This window comes from Xanthomonas euroxanthea (assembly GCF_903989455.1).
Taxonomy (GTDB): domain Bacteria; phylum Pseudomonadota; class Gammaproteobacteria; order Xanthomonadales; family Xanthomonadaceae; genus Xanthomonas; species Xanthomonas euroxanthea.
Window position 1 is genome coordinate 4,243,911 of sequence record NZ_LR861803.1, and the last position, 16,430, is coordinate 4,260,340.

Annotated in this window: 15 protein-coding genes; 8 read left to right on the top strand and 7 right to left on the bottom strand. The window is 67.3% G+C overall.

Annotation, left to right across the window (positions count from 1 at the left end):
* The first annotated feature begins 106 nt into the window (after window positions 1-106).
* Window positions 107-973: a glucose 1-dehydrogenase gene (locus tag H7A86_RS17665; protein WP_119131733.1), complete on the top strand. Its 867-nt coding sequence runs from the start codon at window positions 107-109 to the stop codon at window positions 971-973.
* Between the two features lie 513 nt (window positions 974-1,486).
* Here the strand turns inward: H7A86_RS17665 and H7A86_RS17670 are convergent.
* Window positions 1,487-2,131, bottom strand: a complete 645-nt coding sequence (locus H7A86_RS17670) for a DUF4142 domain-containing protein (RefSeq protein ID WP_119131731.1) — start codon at window positions 2,129-2,131, stop codon at window positions 1,487-1,489.
* Between the two features lie 263 nt (window positions 2,132-2,394).
* On the opposite strand from H7A86_RS17670, the gene H7A86_RS17675 reads away from it, so the two are divergent.
* Entirely contained in the window at window positions 2,395-3,558 is a 1,164-nt protein-coding gene (locus H7A86_RS17675; protein ID WP_104583183.1) for a zinc-dependent alcohol dehydrogenase, read from the top strand.
* Window positions 3,559-3,643: 85 nt separating this feature from the next.
* Here H7A86_RS17675 and H7A86_RS17680 read toward each other — a convergent pair whose 3' ends face one another.
* Window positions 3,644-3,811 carry a hypothetical protein gene (locus tag H7A86_RS17680; protein WP_164739097.1) on the bottom strand — a complete coding sequence of 56 codons (168 nt, stop codon included), beginning with the start codon at window positions 3,809-3,811 and terminating at the stop codon, window positions 3,644-3,646.
* 480 nt (window positions 3,812-4,291) lie between these two features.
* Here H7A86_RS17680 and H7A86_RS17685 point away from each other — a divergent pair, with 480 nt between their 5' ends.
* Both H7A86_RS17685 and H7A86_RS17690 read left to right on the top strand, forming a co-directional pair.
* Window positions 4,292-4,708: a YkgJ family cysteine cluster protein gene (locus H7A86_RS17685; RefSeq protein ID WP_119131866.1), complete on the top strand. Its 417-nt coding sequence runs from the start codon at window positions 4,292-4,294 to the stop codon at window positions 4,706-4,708.
* A 10-nt stretch (window positions 4,709-4,718) separates the two neighbouring features.
* Complete coding sequence (locus H7A86_RS17690) at window positions 4,719-4,937, top strand: hypothetical protein (protein ID WP_119131730.1); 219 nt, start codon at window positions 4,719-4,721, stop codon at window positions 4,935-4,937.
* 55 nt (window positions 4,938-4,992) lie between these two features.
* On the opposite strand, the gene H7A86_RS17695 is transcribed toward H7A86_RS17690, so the two are convergent.
* Window positions 4,993-5,205, bottom strand: coding sequence for a hypothetical protein (locus H7A86_RS17695; RefSeq protein WP_104583180.1), 213 nt, complete (start codon window positions 5,203-5,205; stop codon window positions 4,993-4,995).
* 346 nt (window positions 5,206-5,551) lie between these two features.
* On the opposite strand from H7A86_RS17695, the gene H7A86_RS17700 reads away from it, so the two are divergent.
* Genes H7A86_RS17700 through H7A86_RS17715 form a run of 4 tightly spaced genes read left to right on the top strand, consistent with a single transcriptional unit; the run spans window position 5,552 to window position 10,302 of the window.
* Window positions 5,552-6,301, top strand: coding sequence for a DUF3348 domain-containing protein (locus tag H7A86_RS17700; protein ID WP_180707932.1), 750 nt, complete (start codon window positions 5,552-5,554; stop codon window positions 6,299-6,301).
* Between the two features lie 10 nt (window positions 6,302-6,311).
* A complete protein-coding gene (locus tag H7A86_RS17705; RefSeq protein WP_180707933.1) occupies window positions 6,312-8,984 on the top strand; it encodes a DUF802 domain-containing protein in 2,673 nt (890 codons plus the stop codon).
* Window positions 8,981-9,655 carry an OmpA family protein gene (locus tag H7A86_RS17710; RefSeq protein ID WP_119131727.1) on the top strand — a complete coding sequence of 225 codons (675 nt, stop codon included), beginning with the start codon at window positions 8,981-8,983 and terminating at the stop codon, window positions 9,653-9,655. The genes H7A86_RS17705 and H7A86_RS17710 overlap by 4 nt, the downstream gene beginning before the upstream one ends.
* Window positions 9,652-10,302 (top strand): DUF2894 domain-containing protein, encoded by a 651-nt coding sequence (locus tag H7A86_RS17715; RefSeq protein WP_119131726.1) that lies wholly within the window; start codon window positions 9,652-9,654, stop codon window positions 10,300-10,302. Before H7A86_RS17710 ends, H7A86_RS17715 begins: the two co-directional genes overlap by 4 nt.
* A gap of 185 nt (window positions 10,303-10,487) precedes the next feature.
* Here the strand turns inward: H7A86_RS17715 and H7A86_RS17720 are convergent, their stop codons facing one another.
* The 4 genes from H7A86_RS17720 to H7A86_RS17735 form a co-directional block, all read right to left on the bottom strand.
* Window positions 10,488-12,626 (bottom strand): TonB-dependent siderophore receptor, encoded by a 2,139-nt coding sequence (locus H7A86_RS17720; RefSeq protein ID WP_119131725.1) that lies wholly within the window; start codon window positions 12,624-12,626, stop codon window positions 10,488-10,490.
* An 83-nt stretch (window positions 12,627-12,709) separates the two neighbouring features.
* A complete protein-coding gene (locus tag H7A86_RS17725; protein WP_119131724.1) occupies window positions 12,710-13,978 on the bottom strand; it encodes a DUF3526 domain-containing protein in 1,269 nt (422 codons plus the stop codon).
* Window positions 13,978-15,414 (bottom strand): ABC transporter permease, encoded by a 1,437-nt coding sequence (locus H7A86_RS17730; protein WP_119131723.1) that lies wholly within the window; start codon window positions 15,412-15,414, stop codon window positions 13,978-13,980. Before H7A86_RS17730 ends, H7A86_RS17725 begins: the two co-directional genes overlap by 1 nt.
* Complete coding sequence (locus H7A86_RS17735) at window positions 15,411-16,151, bottom strand: ABC transporter ATP-binding protein (protein ID WP_119131722.1); 741 nt, start codon at window positions 16,149-16,151, stop codon at window positions 15,411-15,413. The genes H7A86_RS17730 and H7A86_RS17735 overlap by 4 nt, the downstream gene beginning before the upstream one ends.
* Window positions 16,152-16,430 lie beyond the last annotated feature (279 nt).

Consider the following 16,430-nt stretch of genomic DNA (forward strand, 5'->3'; position numbering starts at 1 on the left):
GGCGGCGGCACCACACACGCCGCCGACATCGCCTAGCCCGTGCGTTTACGTTTGCGTGCGCACACTGCTGCATCACAGTGATGCGTCATCTCGCCAGGAGACATCAATGCCCGTACCCAACTACCCCCGCCCGCCGTTCAAACCGCAGCAACAGGGTTTCCCCGGGCGTACCGAAAAGATGGACCCGCGCCCGGACCATGGCGAAGACAGTTATGTCGGCCACGGGCAGCTCACCGGCAAACGTGCGTTGATCACCGGCGGAGACAGCGGCATCGGCGCGGCCGTGGCGATCGCGTATGCACGCGAGGGGGCCGACGTGGCAATCGCCTATCTTCCCGATGAGCAGGAAGACGCCGCCAAAATCGGCGCATTGATCGAGAAGGCCGGCGTCAAGGCGTTGCTGGTGGGCTGCGATATCAGCGACCCCGCCCAGGCCGCTGCGTTGATCGACAAGGTCAACAGCACCTTCGGCGGCCTGGACATCCTGGTCAACAACGCCGGCTACCAGCAGTATTTCGAAACGTTTGAGGACATCACGCTGGAGGAGTGGCGCAAGACCTTCGACACCAACGTGCATGCCGTGTTCCATCTGGTGCAGTTGTCGGTGCCGCTGATGACCGACGGTGGCTCCATCATCAACACCGCCTCGGTGCAATCCAAGAAACCGACGCCGAACATCCTGCCGTATGCCGCCACCAAGGGGGCATTGGCCAACCTGACCATTGGCCTGGCCGGCGTACTGGCCGACAAGCACATCCGCGTCAATGCGGTATTGCCGGGTCCGATCTGGACGCCGTTCATTCCCGCAGGCATGGATGAGGAGTCGGTGGAAAACTTCGGCGGCCAGACACCGATGGGCCGCCCCGGGCAGCCGGTCGAGCTGGCATCGGCGTACGTGATGCTGGCAGCCGATACCGCCAGCTACACCTCGGGCACCTTGCTCACCATTGCCGGCGGCGCCGTCACGCTGTAACCCGCCCCACGTTGCACCGCATAGTCAAGCCCGCCTCGCTTCCTTGCCCAGGCGGGCTCTTTGTTCGATCAATAAAAGTCTGTTCACTCGCAGCACCGGCCATATCGGTGTCGACTTGGTACGGTGTGGCCAGCAAGTGTGCACTGTCGATGACGTGAGCGACTCCTCCGAGCGCATGCTCGACCATTGCAGCGCCTGATGGATTGCGCCCGGACGTTCGTTGTCGCAGGACGGTCGCCTAGTCGAGATGGCAGTCCCCCGCAGCTGCGTGAACACGGTGGCGTGTTCGATGGCCTGTGGCAACGCCAGGCCGCGGGATTCGAGCAGGCGGCTCCTGACGCGTAATGCCGATGGTGTTGCGACAAGGTCGCCCGGCAACGGCTGAACCTGCGGCCTGCGGCGTACATGCGCGATGCGCGCCGCGCTTGCCCACAACGGCAACAGGCAGCCGAAGCTGCCTGTTGTCCGTGTTCACCGCATACGCTGCGGTGCGCGATCAGCGATCGCGGTGGATCAATGCGCCTGGTTCGCCTTGGCCCGCAGCGACTTGGCATGTTCCAGATGCTGGGCGATGGTCTCGCGTGCACGCTGCAATTCCTTGCCCAGATCACTCGATCCCGGCTCGCTGGCCAGCTGTGCGTCCAGCAACGTCAACGCCTGCTCGTGGCTGGTCACGCTGGCCTGCAGGTACTGCGTTTCGAACTCCTTGCCGTCCAGGCCTTCCAGGCGCTTGCGGGTACCATCGGCGCGGCTGGACGCCGCCTGCGCCAGCGTGCCGCTGCGATCGGGCGCAAAACGGCTGAGGTCGGTCAACGCTGCGCTGTGTGCCTCGTCCATCTTGCGGGCGAACTGCAGCGTCTCGCCTTCAAGGCCCTTGACGACCGCCAGCTGCGCAAGCGTGCGCTCCTGCTCGTTGAACACCACCAACGCACCCAGTGCCTGCTTGCGATCGCTGGACAGCGTGGTGGCTGCACGCAGCGGGTCACCATGCGGCGGTGTGCTGCCGGCCTTGGCCGGCGCACTGAGCGACTGCTGCTGAACGTCGCGGTCGTTGTTCGTCGGGCTGGCCGTTTCACCGGTGTCGCCCTGGCGACGCTGCCATGCCTTGTACGCCACGTAGCCCACCGCGCCGGCGGTCAGCATCTTGAAAATTCCCATCGTTGTCTCCTTGATTGATCGCGCCAGGCGCGGTCGTTGATTGTCGGGGTCGCATGGTCGCTGCAGGCATGAGCTGCCGGCGATCCAGCGTGGCAGTCGAGAGTGCGAGTGCGCGGGTTATCCAGACGTGACACGCGCATCAACGCCGCGTCGCCAATCGGGCGCGTCCACACCGTGCGCACGTGCCGTGCTGATGGACTTAACGGCGCGCCGCCAACACTGCACGGCGTTGCCGCATACCGACGGCCTTACGGGAGATCTCCATGCTTGCCCTCAACTACCACGGCTCACGCGATGTGCGGGTCGAAACCGTGCCGGATCCGACCCTTGTCGAACGCGACGATCTCATCCTGCGCGTCACCGCTACCGCCATCTGCGGTTCGGACCTGCATCTGTACCGCGGCAAGATTCCGGATCTGCGGCACGGCGATATTCTCGGCCATGAGTTCATGGGCATCGTCGAAGACGTCGGCCCCGATGTCACCGCGGTCAAACCGGGCGACCGTGTGGTGATTCCATTCGTGGTGGCCTGCGGACGCTGCTTCCACTGCATGCTGCAGGAATTCTCCGCCTGCGAAACCACCAATACCGGCAAGGGCGCTGCACTCAACCACAAGGACATGCGCCCACCGGCGGCGCTGTTCGGCTTCAGCCATCTGTATGGCGGCCTGTCCGGTGGGCAGGCCGAGTACGTGCGCGTGCCCAAGGCCAATGTCGGGCCGTTGGTGGTGCCCGATGCATTGCACGACGAACAGGTGCTGTTCCTGTCCGACATCCTGCCGACCGGCTACCAGGCCGTCATCGATGCCGGGGTCAAGCAGGGCTCGACGGTGGCGATCTTCGGCGCCGGCCCGGTGGGCCTGATGGCCGCGGCATGCTGCCGCATGCTGGGCGCCGAGCGCATCTTCATGGTGGACCGGCATGCGTACCGGCTGGACTTCGCGTCCAAGGCCTACGGCATCATCCCGATCAACTTCGACGAGGTCGATGACCCGGCCGATGTAATCGTGTCGCAGACCGATGGCCGCGGCGTGGACGCCAGCATCGAGGCAGTGGGATTCGAGGCCGAAGGCAGCGCGATCGAAACCGCGCTGACCAACCTGAAGCTGGAAGGCAGCAGCGGCGTGGCGATTCGTCAGTGCATTGCCGCAACGCGCCGCTGCGGTGTGGTCAGCGTGCCGGGCGTGTATGCCGGCTTCATCCATGCCTTCATGTTCGGCGATGCCTTCGACAAGGGCCTGAGCTTCAAGATGGGCCAGACCCATGTGCAGAAGCATATGCCGTACCTGCTGGAATGCATCGGCAATGGCGACCTCAAGCCCAGCGCGATCATCTCGCACCGCATGCCGCTGGCCGACGCCGCGCGAGGCTACGAGCTGTTCGACAAGAAGCAGGACGATTGCCGCAAGGTGGTGTTGACGCCGTAACCGTCAACAGCGCTGCAAACGCTGCAATGCAAACGGCGCGGTCGATGACCGCGCCGTTTGCATTGCTCGTCGATGTGCGGCCTGGTCAGTCCAGCGGCTTGGCCGGCACGAACGGCGATACCGGGTCGCTGGCCGGAAAGGTTTCTTCCAGCGCATCGTCCTGCAAGGCGTCCTGTTTTTCCTTCTCGCTGCGTTGGTCGTCGTGATCGCCAGCCGAATCGGGCGCAGCTGCGTGGTTGTGGTCGGTGGTCATGGGTTCTCCTGTCGCGTGGATGCGGACCATCCAACGCTACGGTGGTCCGGCGACGGCACAGGTGAAAAACGTCTTCGCATCGGCACGACAAAGGCAACCGTTTAGGGATGCATCCGGCCACGCGGCGCGCTGCGGGCGCTGTTGGACGCTGGCAGCCGATGATCGCTGTGGATCCGGCAATCCAGGCCGTGATGCAGCGGAGCAACAAGGCATGCGTGGATGGATGCGCCCTGTGCGTCATGTCTGTCTGCGCATTGCACCGTTCGACATCGCCATCATGATCGGCATGGCGCGCGTTTATCTCCTTACCTGCCTGCCTTCTGTCGATGCCAACGTCGCAGCGTCGATGACGCACGCATACGACCGCACCATTGAGTGCCTCGACCGATGCCTCCGCGCGCGGCACCCGCACCGCAGGCCCACACGCAATGCACGCATCGCAGTGCCGACGACGCGGCCATCCAGGGCACTGCGGCAGCGATGCCCGTCTGCCGCATCCAAGGCAGGGGCCGGTTCACATCCCGGCACGCCCAGGGTGTATGGTGCAAGGGCGGCCGGACTCCGGTGTCGCCTTCACTCTATCTGGCCTTTTCCATCAAGAATCTCTGCGAACGCTGCGATGCCGTCTGTTGCCGGCTCACCGTCATGGTCGATCCATCCGACCGCATCCCCAACCACCTGACCAGCGTGACGCCGCAAGGCTGGCACGTGATGGCGCGTGACGAGGAAGGCTGGTGCGTGGCCATCGACGCGGCGCGCATGTGTTGTTCGATCTACGAGACGCGGCCGGCGATCTGCCGGCGTTTCGTCATGTCCGGGCCGTATTGCCGCGACGTGCGTGCCACCTACGACGACCAACGCCGGCGGGGCATTCCCTTGACGCTCTACAACGCATGAGGATTTCGCCATGAACAACTCCCGCCGTCAGTCGATGACCGTGAGCAATCAGCCAGGCAAGCCACGGTTGTCCGAGCAGCGTCTGGCCGCCGATCTGGAGGCGTTCCAGCAATCCGGCGGCGCGATCGAGCGGCTGGGCGATACCCCGCTGCGTCGCGACAAGAAGCGTGGCGAGCCCGAGGCCACGCCTGCGGTCGCGGTCAAACCGGCAGCTGCCGACGCCAAGTAAGCGTGCGCGGCGCCTGCCGGTACAGCCGGCCCGCCGCACCCCGCAGCCTTGGGTTCTATAGCAGCTGCGCGCGATCGATCGCGCCAAGCCCTTGCGCCAGCGAGGCCATTTCATTGGCCAGGTTGATCATGTTGCCGCCGGCCTGTGCTGCGATGGCCATGATGCGCTGATAGGCATCCCAGAAGTCCGGTCCACGGCCATAGGCATCGTGGAACCCTTGCAGCTCCAGGACCAGCAGATCGGACACTTGCATGTCGGAGTGGTCCATTGCGTTCCCTCGTTGGGGGTTTCCCGGCCCGCAGCTTATACCCGTTCACCTGGCAAAACCGGCGCGATCAGACCGCCGGGGATTGAAACCTGAATTGGTTAGAGAGGGTGACCGGGGTGACATCATTGCGCAATTTCCGCCGCTGCCGCGCTGGTTGCGCCTGGCACCGTGGCGCCCCACGGCGCCAGGCAGCCGCCGGCACCTGCCGCGGAGAGGAGCCGGCTCAGCCAGCACCAGCACGGCTGAATGCCGCCAGCCCTGCCCGCAGCCACAGGCGCCCCGGCCCTGGCGCGGGCGCCGAACCACGCACATTCCCGTGTAAAATGCGCGGTCTTTGACCGGACCAATGGCGAAAGCTGCTCCACGGGCGCCCTTGTCGGGCCCGGCGTTCATTCGCCTGCTCGCTCGCCTCACCGATGCCCACGTTGCCCAGTCCAACCATGCGCTCGCCGACCGGCTCAGCCAATGGATCGACTGGACGCGCGCGGTCGCCGTGTCCAAGGCGCTGGATGGCAAGCTGCCCGAGATCGAAGCGCTGCCCGAGACGCGCCGGCTCGACGTCGAGGCTTGCGCACGCGTGCGCACCGGGCTGGCGACCAGCAGCGTGGTCGACCTGGATGCCGTGGTCGCGCGCGTACGCCGCGATGCGCGCAGCGCCGCCGCTGCCGGCAGCGACACAGCGGCAGCCTTGCCTGCGCCCGACTATGCCCCGTTCCGCCAGCACTACCTGGCCATGCAACGCGCAATGCGCACCGCCACCGGCGACCTGCGTGGCCGCCTGCGCGACATGCTGGCCCTTGAGTCCGGGCAGATGGCGCGGCTGGCCGAGGTGGATGCGGTGATGGAGCTGACCTTGAGCCCGCGCGAGCAGACCCTGTTGAACCATGTGCCGACCCTGCTCGGTGCGCATTTCGAGCGTCTGCGCGATGCCGCGCAGGCGCCAACCCCGGCAGCCGACGGCGACGCCGCGCCACGCGCGGTCTCCGACGGCTGGCTGGATGTGTTTCGCAAAGACATGCAGAGCGTGTTGCTCGCCGAACTGGATGTCCGTTTTCACCCGATCGAAGGCCTGCTTGCAGCGCTTCGTACCCGCTAACTGGGACCTCATGTTCAGAACTCTCGTTCACCTGTGTGTGTTTGTCGTCGGCCTGTTGGCGGTTTGCTGGGTCGGCATCGGTTATCTGGGCTCCAACCCGCTGGGCGCCTGTGTCGCAGCGGTGATCGGCGCCTGCTATGTGGCCGGCGCGCTGGAGCTGTATCGCTATCGCCAGGCCAGCGCCACGCTGGACGATGCCGTTGCCGCGTTGACCACCGCACCAACGGCATTGAGCGAGTGGCTGGAGCGCCTGCATCCGAGCCTGCGCAATGCGGTGCGCCTGCGCATCAAGGGCGAGCGCGTGGCGTTGCCGGCACCGGTGCTGACACCGTACCTGGTCGGCCTGCTGGTGTTGCTGGGCATGCTCGGCACCCTGCTCGGCATGATGGCCACGCTCAAGGGCACCGGTTTTGCATTGCAGAGCGCCACCGACCTGCAGGCCATCCGCGGCTCGCTGGCCGCACCGGTGGAAGGCCTGGCGTTTGCGTTCGGCACCTCGATCGCCGGCGTGGCGACCTCCGCAATGCTGGGGCTGTTGTCGGCGCTGTGCCGGCGCGAACGGCTGCAGGCGGTGCAGCGGCTGGATCTGAAGATCGCCTCCGAGCTGCATCCGCACTCGGACGCGCACCAGCGTGGCGAAGTGTTCAAGTTGCAGCAGCAGCAAAGCGCGCTGATGCCGGCGCTGATCGATCGCCTGCAGACGCTGATGGGCAGCATCGAGCAGCAGAGCATCGCCGCCGATGAGCGCCTGGCCGCGCAGCAGGCCGAATTCCACGCCAGGAGCGAGGCGACCTATGCGCGCCTGGCCACGGCGATGGAGCACGCGTTGCAGGCCGGCGTGGCAGAAAGCGCACGCGCGGTGGGCGCGGCCCTGCAGCCGGCGATGGAAGCGACCATGACCAGCATCGCGCGCGACACCGCCGCGTTGCATGAGCGCCTCACCCACGCCGTGCAGCAGCAACTGGACGGCATCACCAGCGGCTTCCAGCACAGCGCCAGTGCCGCGGCCGCGCACTGGACCACCGCGCTTGCCACGCAGGAACGCGCGCAGCAAGCGCTCGACACGCAGCTGCAGACCACGCTGGAGCAGCTCGCACAACAGGCCACTGCGGTGCAGGACGGCGTCGGCAGCGCCGTGCAGCAGCAACTGCACGCACTCAACGACGGCTTCCAGCACAGTGCGCAGACGGCCGCCGACCACTGGCAGGCCGCATTGGCCGCGCAGGAACGTGCCCAACACGCACTGACCGAGCAGCTGCAGGCCACGTTGGCGCAGATCGATCAGCGCAGCATCGCGGTGCAGGACGGCGTGAGCCACGCGGTGCAGCAGCAGTTGCACGCCCTCAATGACGGCTTTGACCGCAGCACCGCCGCCGCTGCCGACCACTGGGCAGCGGTGCTCGCCGAGCAGCAGCGCGCAGGTGCCGCGTTGAGCGCGCAGTTGCACGCCACGCTCGACCAGCTCGCGCAGCAGACCACCGCGCTGCAGGACGGCGTGCACCAGGCCGTGCAGCAACAACTCGATGGCCTGAGCAATGGCTTCGAAAACAGCACCGCGGCTGCTGCCGCCACCTGGACTGCGGCAGTGGCCGAGCAGCAGCGCGCAAATCAGGTGCTGACGCAGGAATTGCAGGGCACGCTGAGCCAGTTCGCCAGCACCTTCGACGCACGCTCCAGCGCCCTGGTCGATGCGGTGTCCAGGCGCATGGATCAGTCCAGCAGCGAGACGGCCAGTGCCTGGAACGATGCGCTGGCGCAGCAACGCGACGCCAGCGCCGCCCTGGCGAGCCAGCACCAGGGCGCGCTGGCGGCCGCCACCGCCAGCTTCGACACGCATGCCGCCGCCCTGGTCGGCACGCTGCAGCAATCGCATACCGACCTGCAGGCCGCGCTGGAAGCGCGCGATTCCCAGCGCCTGGCGCTGTGGAGCGAGCGCTTCACCGCGATGAGCGCGGAGCTGACCACGCAGTGGGAACGCACCGGCGAACGCGTCACCCAGCAACAGCAGGCGATCTGCGACACCCTGGCCAGCACTGCCAGCGAGTTGTCCACGCAGGCGCAGGCACAGGCCAGCGCCACCATCAGCGAGGTGGCGCGCCTGATGCAGATCGCTTCCGAAGCGCCCAAGGCCGCCGCCGATGTGGTGGCCGAACTGCGCCAGAACCTGTCCGAAAGCATGGTGCGCGACACCGCCATGCTGGAAGAACGCAGCAAGCTGCTCGCCACCCTGGACACCTTGCTCAACGCGGTCAATCACGCCTCCACCGAACAACGCGCAGCGGTGGATGCGCTGGTCACCACCTCGGCGGACCTGTTGCAGCGCGTGGGCACACAGCTCACCGAACAGATCGGCAGCGAAACCGGCAAGCTCGGCGCGGTGGCCGCGCATGTCAGCGGTAGCGCGGTGGAAGTGGCCAGCCTGGGCGAAGCCTTCGGCGTGGCGGTGCAGCTGTTCAGCGGTTCCACCAGCGAGCTCAACGCGCGCCTGCAGCACGTCGCCAGCGCCCTGGACGCCTCGCTCGCCCGCAGCGACGACCAACTGGCGTACTACGTGGCGCAGGCGCGCGAAGTGGTAGACCTCAGCATGCTGTCGCAGAAGCAGATCATCGAAGAACTGCGCCAGCTCGACCGCGGTCGCGGCGACGCCGGCGAGGCCGCTGGCGACGAGGCCAGCGCGGCATGAGCGACGAGATCGACATCGACGGCGAATCGGGCACACCGATCTGGGCCGCCTTCGGCGACCTGATGTCGGTGCTGCTGGGGGCGTTCGTGCTGATCCTGGTCGGGGTGATCGGCGTGCAGCTGCAGCTGTCCAGCCGCCTGGACGAAGAGGTCAGGCAGCGCCAGGCCGAAGCGCAGCGCCGCAAGACGCTGGAGCAGGCACTGGCGGCGCCACTGGCCGCCGGCCGCGTGACCCTGGTCGACGGACGCATCGGCATCCGCGGCAATGTGCTGTTCGCCTTCAATTCCGATCAGTTGCAGCCGGAAGGCCGCGAGGTGCTGAAGACACTGGCCGCGCCGTTGACCGAGTATCTGGCGGCGCGCGAGGAGATCCTGATGGTCAGCGGCTTCACCGACGACCGCCCGGTGCTGGGCGGCAACCGTCGCTACGCCGACAACTGGGAACTCTCCGCGCAACGCGCGCTCACCGTGACGCGTGCATTGATCGCCGAAGGCGTGCCGGCCGCGTCGGTGTTCGCCGCGGCCTTCGGCTCGCAGCAGCCGGTGGATTCCAATGCCGACGAGACACGCCGCGCCAGGAACCGCCGCGTGGAGATCGCGCCAATCGCGCGCCCTTCCACGTCGCGTGCCTCTTCTGCCGCCAAACCCACAGCGGCCGCAGGCACGCGATGAGCACGCAGGCGACATCCGCGCACGCGCGCCTGCAGCGCTGGCGCAGCCAGGGTGCCGACCAGCTGGATCCGGTGCGGTTCCACCTGATGGAGACGCTGGCCGCGCGGGCCGGCACCCAGACCGAGGCAGTGCGCCAGGTGCTGGAAGAAAAGCTGGGCAGGCTGGTCGATGCGTATGCGGCAACGGTGAAGCAGGCGGCGCGTCGTCCTGTGGCCGGCGATCCCGCGCAGCCACTGCAACGCAGCGCGCTGGGCGCACTGGCCAAGCAGATGGCAGGCCATGCCGCGTTGATGGAAGTGGACAGCAGAAAGACCGCCACGGCCGACGCCACACCGTTTCCCGAGCTGCCGGCGCTGGAGGATTTCCGTCGCACCTGGACCACGGTGCGCACCGCCAGCCAGGTGCGGCAGTCGCTGCAGGACGCCCCCAAGGACGCCGGCCCGCTCAATTCCAGCGTGCTGGTGCACCGCTGCATCAGCCTGATGCGCGAGTGCTCACCGGGCTATCTGCAGCACTTCCTCGGCTATGTCGATGCGCTGTCGTGGCTGGAACAGCTGCACAACGGTGGCGCGTTGGCCAGCGAGGACACCGCAGCCGTGGCGCCCGGCAAGAAGCGCAGCAAGCGTCCGTCCACCCGGCGCAGCTAGGGCGAGCAATCACGCACGCTGCGCTGCACGCGCACGCCGCTGGCGGACGCCAGCCTGGCGCGCACGCACGGTGCGGTGGCAGCCAGTCCGACGGCCTGCCGTCGTTCGCGCCCACCTGGCTCCTGCGTGGTCCATCGACCACGCAGGAGCGTCGATCATCGCTCAGCGTGGCATCGCACCGCTGCTCAGAACCGCAGCCGCACACCCACCGTCCAGCTGCGCGGCGCGCCGGGATACACCCACTGCTCGCTGTAGGAGAACGCGGCGTAGCGGCGGTCGGTGAGGTTCTCGACCTTGGCATACAGGCGCAGGCGCTCGCTCAGGTCGTAATGGCCGACCAGGCGCCACACGGTGTATGCAGGCAGCACGAAGTCGGTATTGCTATCCACCGAGCCCAGCCGCTCACCGGTATGCGATACGCCCACGCCCACCGCCGCACTGCGCTTGCCGGTCAACGGCTGCTCATAGTTGAGGAAGGCATTGCCGCTGAAGCGCGGCACGTTCGGAAAGCGGCGCCCCTCGGCCAGGCCGGTGCCGGCGGCGGCTGCGCTGCTGCGCGTGACCTGCGAGTCGGTATAGGCCAGGCCGACCGAGGCGGCCAGACGCGGGGTCAGCCGCCCGAGTAGATCCAGCTCCACGCCCTGGCTGCGCATCTCGCCCACCGGCAGCGAAAAACTGGTGTCGGCCGGATCCAGGCTCAGCACGTTCTTCTTGTCGATGCGGAACGCGGCCAGCGTCGCTTCCAGGCCATCGCCGGGCTGCACGTATTTCAGGCCGGTTTCCAGCGAGCGGCTTTTCTCCGGCGCAAAACTCTGCCCGTCCGCCCCCACGCCGCTGTTGGGACGAAAGCCTGCCGCGGCGCTCGCATACAGCGACAGCGCCGCGTCGACGTGGAAGATCACGCCGGCACGCGGGCTGACCACACCGTCGGAGGCGCGCTGCGTGGCGCCGCGCAAGTGGTTGTCGAGATCCTGCTGGTAGTGGTCGTAGCGCAGGCCGAGCAAGGCCTTCCAGCGCGCGCCCAGATCGAGCTGGTCCTGCGCATACACGCCCCACACCTGCTGGCGTTCTTCGGTGTCGGTGATCGTGGCCAGCCGCCCCGGCTGCGCAACGCCGTACTGCGGCGCAAGCACGTCGATGCTGTACGGCGTGGCCGCGGAGCGTGCGCGCTGCTGGAAGCGGCTGTCGTCGAAGCGATTGCCATCCACGCCGAACAACACATTGTGGGTGACGCCACCCATCTGCAAGCTGCCAAGCAGTTCGGCACGCGCGGCGATGTCGCGGCCCTGGTAATCGCGGTAGCGGCGCTCGCGGCGCAGCGTGCGCTCGTCGGCCTGCAGCGTCCACGGTTCGGTGGAAAACCCGCGCATGCCGCTGTCGCGATAGGTCGCCCCGCCCTGCAGCGACCAGGTCTGGTTCACGCCATGCACCACGAACACCTGATGCCCGGTGGAATGCAGGTCGATATCGCCATCGCGCGGCTCACCCAGGAAACGCCCGGCCGGCAGCCGATTGGCATCGCCATCGATGGCGGTGACCCCGCGATCGAACGGCGCATGGATGCGCACGAATTCCAGCTCGTAGGACACCGTGGTATCGGGCGTCGGCATCCACAGCAGCGAGGGCGCCAGCAGCGTGTTGTCGCTGTCGACGGTGTCGCGGAAGCTGTGCTGATCCTTGTGCATGACATTCAGCCGATAGGCCAGGTTCTCGCCCAGCGGGCCGGTGCTGTCGAGCGCAGTGCGATAGCTGTCAAAGCGCCCCGCCGACAGGTCCACGCTGTGCTGCGGCTGGAACAGGGGCTTCTTGGTGACGATGTTGACCGCCCCGCCCGGCTCGCCGCGCCCGTACAACGCCGAGGCCGGGCCCTTGATCACCTCGATGCTTTGCGTGTTGGCGCCATCGCGCAGGCCGTTGTAGCCGCGGCTGGCGTTGAAGCCGTTGACCATGTAGTCCGAGCTGAAATTGGGGTCGCCGGTGAAGCCGCGCATCGAGTAGCTGTCCCACAACCCGCCCAGGTTGTTGGCCTTGGTGATGCCGCTGGCCAGCTCCAGCGCGCCGGCCAGATCGGTGACCCCGGCGTCCTCGAGCAGGGTCTGGTCCAGCACGCGCGCACTGATCGGCAGATCGCGCAGCGGCGCATCGGTCTTGGTGGCGCCGGTCACGCTCAAGGCGCGGTACGGCGTGTACTGGCTGCGCACCTGCACCGTATCCAGATCGCGCGCCTGCGGCTCGGCGGCCGCGGCTAGGGGGCTGACGCCTGCGCAGCTCAGTGCACCGAGCAAGGGCAGCGTGTTGGACAGACGGCGGCGCGGCGTGGACATCGGGCAGGACTCCTGAAGCACCCGGGCACGCTGGGCCCGGGTCGCACGTGAGACAACGAAGGTTGAGGGGTGAAATGCAGCCGCTATGACGCGGGATCGGCACTTGCATCGAAACCTGGCGCGCGCCCGAAGTCCTCGCGCGTAAAGGGCCGGTCGCGAAACAGATAGCCGTAATAGAACGTCCGCAGCGCACGGTGATAGGTGCGGATGCGATCCTGATACGCCAGTTGCGCACGCAGGTCGGTGGCTGCCAGGCGCGTCAATGCAGCCTGCAACGCCACCGGTGGCAACACACTGGCCACGCGCTGCGCCAGCGCTTCGCGGCGCTGCAGGCCCTGGCGATACGCCGCAACCTGCGGCGCCACCTGCTGATCGCCGTTTTCGTGGAAGGCGAAATACCACTTGTAGTGGAACGCCCCGGTCAGCGGCGCCGAATCGGCCCACTGCGGGTTCTGCGCGTAGAAGGCCCGCATGGTGTCCTGGCGTGGAATATCCCAGGCATGGTTGACCGCCTCGCGCTGCAGCCGCGCGATCTCGCTGCCTTGATTGACCGGCACCGCCTGGTTGATCGCCACATGCGCCAACGCCGGCGCCACCAGCGCCAGCACCACCCAGCAGGTCGCCAGCGCGGTGGCATGCGCGGCCGGGCGCCAATGGATGCGACCCACCAGCACCGACAGCAGCACCCAGAACAGCAGATAGGCGCAGGTCAGTGCCAGCACCGCGAGTTGTTGCAGCAGCGGCACCGCATTGACACTTGCCGCGATCACAAACGGCACGCTCAGACACACCAGCACCGCAGCGGCACGCACCGCAACGCGCCGCACCAGTAACGCCGTGCCCGCACCCGGCAATGCGGCGAGCATGTGCGAACGCCCGGCCTCGCGTTCGCCCGAACGCAGATCGAACAGCAGCGCGATCACGAACAACGGCAACAGGAACACCAGCACGAAGGCGTAGTCGAAGCGCCCGGCCAGTGCCAGCTCCGGGTTGTAGCTGTCGCCATCGTGGATCTGCGCTTCCAGGCCCAGCGCGCGCACACGCAGGATGTACGGCGAGACATCGCGCATGCCCACCGCGGCAAATGCCAGTGGCGTGGGCAGGTCCCAGGTCGGGTGGAAGCTGTAGTAGGCCGCGCTGCCCGCGTCGTTGGAGCGCGCCACATAATCCTGCACCGCCGCGATATCTTCCTGTTGCAGCGCCGCGATGCGCGCAATATTGGCGCGCTGCGCGGCGATGACATGCTGGCCGGAGAGCAGGCTGCACACGGTCAGCACCGCCAGCAACAGCAAGCCGGCCAGCACGGCGCGTGCGCGCAGCAACAGCAGCAGTTCGTATTTCCACAGCAGCATCAGCGCGCCACTCCCACACGCCGGCCCGCGGCGACCAGCAGGCACAGCGCAGCCAGCAGCCAGGCAGCGACCAGGCCGAGCGCGGCGCCGGCGGCCCGCAGCACCTCTGTCGTGGCCGGCGGCTGGAATGCGAACACCGGAATCTGCTGCCAATGCGCGGAGGAGATGCGCTTGCGTTGGTCGGCGCCGGCATCCTGCGCGGTGTCGTCGGCCATGCTCACCGCATCGGCCTGCAGCTGGTTGAGCTGCTGCACCAGCGTGTAGCGGTAACGCTCGGCCTGGGCGAGAAACCGCTCGTGCGCATGCAGGTCGGTTTCCGCCAGCGTCATCGACAACGCGCGCACCGCAACCGTGGGGCTCAGCAAGGCGAACGTGCGCACCAGCAGATTCTGTTGCTGCTGGATGGCCGAATCACGCGCGGCATAGCGCTCGAACAGGCTCGCGGTGAGCCGCTCGCCTTCCAGCGCCAGCAGGCCCTTGTAGTTCACCGGCAGCTCTTCCACCCGCTGCACGCCATAGCGCGCCAGCGTCTGCTGCTTGAACTGCGCAAAGTGCGGATCATCCGGGTTGTGGCTGTCGCCGAGGGTGCGCAGGTCGCGCTGGATCGCCACATCGGTTTCCAGCCGCGTCGGCAGGCGATATGCCGCACTGGCCACATCCGGTGCCAGGCGCGGCACCAGCAGGGCCAGCCACACCCACACCGCCAGCGACACCAGCAGCGCATCACGGCCGCGCCGGCACAGCATCGACACCGAGAGCACCAGCGCGCACCACACCAGCAGATACACCGCATACGCCAGTACCAGCAGTGCGACCCGCAGCGCCTGGCCCGGCAACGACGCAACCGGCACCAGCCCGACCAGGGCCGGCAATAAACAGGCCGCCGCCACCGCGGCAAGCGCCAGATATTTGCCGCCGAACAATTGCCGGCGCGTGGCACCCTGCAACAACAGCGCACGCAAGGCGCCGGTCTCCTGCTCGCGCGCCACCGCGCCATAGCCCAGGAACACCAGCAGCAGCGGCGCCAGCACCTGCAGCACGAACGCAGGCGTCAGTTGTCCGAAGCGCACCAGCAACGAACTCTGGCGCACATCGCCGAAGTTGGCGGTGTTCTGGCGATGGCCTTCCAGGAACATGCTGTTGCCGGTGAACGCGTCCACGCCGGCATCGAACGCAGCCAATGCAGGCAGCGGGCGATAGATGAAATGGCCGTAATGCACCACCCGATGCGGGTGGCGGTCCGGCTGCGCCTCGAAGGCCTGCTGCGCGGCCAGTTGCTGGCGCGCGCGGAACGCGGCCACCTCGCGCTGATGATGCGCAGCGGTCAATGCCGCCACCAGCGTGAGCAGCATCAGCAGCACCACACCGATGGCGGCGGAACGGTTGCGCGCCATGTAACGCAGTTCTTCGCGCGCGACCAACAGCACCGCACTCATGCAGCCTGATCCTGCTTGCGCGTAAAGCGCGCATGCAAGGTGCGCACGTCGAAGCCGCTGTCGCCGGCACCGATGTCCCCGGCGATGCGCCCGTGTTCCAGGAATCCGATCCGGTCGGCCACCTCCACTGCGCCGAGCAGGTCGTGGGTGACCATCAGCACCGCGCCGCCACGCTCGCGCACGCTGCCGACCAGCCGGTTGAAGTCGGCGATGGCGCGCGGGTCCAGGCCGGAGGTGGGTTCGTCCAGCAGCAGCACCGGCACCCGGCGCAGCGTGGCCACCGCGATCGCCACCTTCTGGCGCATGCCCTTGGAAAACCCCGCCAGCCGCTGGCGCCAGGCCTCGTCCTGCAGACCGGCAGCGGCCAGCGCCTGGCCGATCTCGGCCTGGCTGCGGCGCTGGCCGGCCAGCGCCAGCAGGTAGTCGGCATTTTCCAGCGCGCTCAGGTGCTCGTAGAGCGCAACGTTTTCCGGCAGATAGGCCAGCCGCGCACGCGCGGCGCCGGGGTCGGCGACCGGGTCGATGCCATCGATGCGCAGGCTGCCGGCGCTGGGTTTGACGAAACCGAGCAGGCTGGAAAGCGTGGAGGACTTGCCGGCGCCATTGCCGCCCAGCAAGGCGTAGACGCTGCCGGAGGCGACCTGCAGATCCAGCCCCTGCAGCACGGCGCGGCCACGATAGGCCACATGGAGATTGCTGATCGAGATCGCGGGAGCGGCGTGGGGACTGGAAAGCATGGCAAGGCAGCAGTTCAACGAAATGATACGTTATCACATTGCGATTAAGGCCTGGAATGCGCCGTCATCGCGAGACGACAGCTGCCCGATGCCGCCGCGACCGTCAAAGCAAGCGTCGCCGGTCAAATGTTACTGTATTACGTAACAACCCCCCGGTGCCTGCTGGTGTTCGGCAGTCCCTGCGATGCGCGGCTGCACCTGGAGAGACCCACCACCCAGGCGCACGCAGGCGGCTGGAACCGCGATGCGGCACGGCGTTCTTCAAGCGCCGCCGCCGTG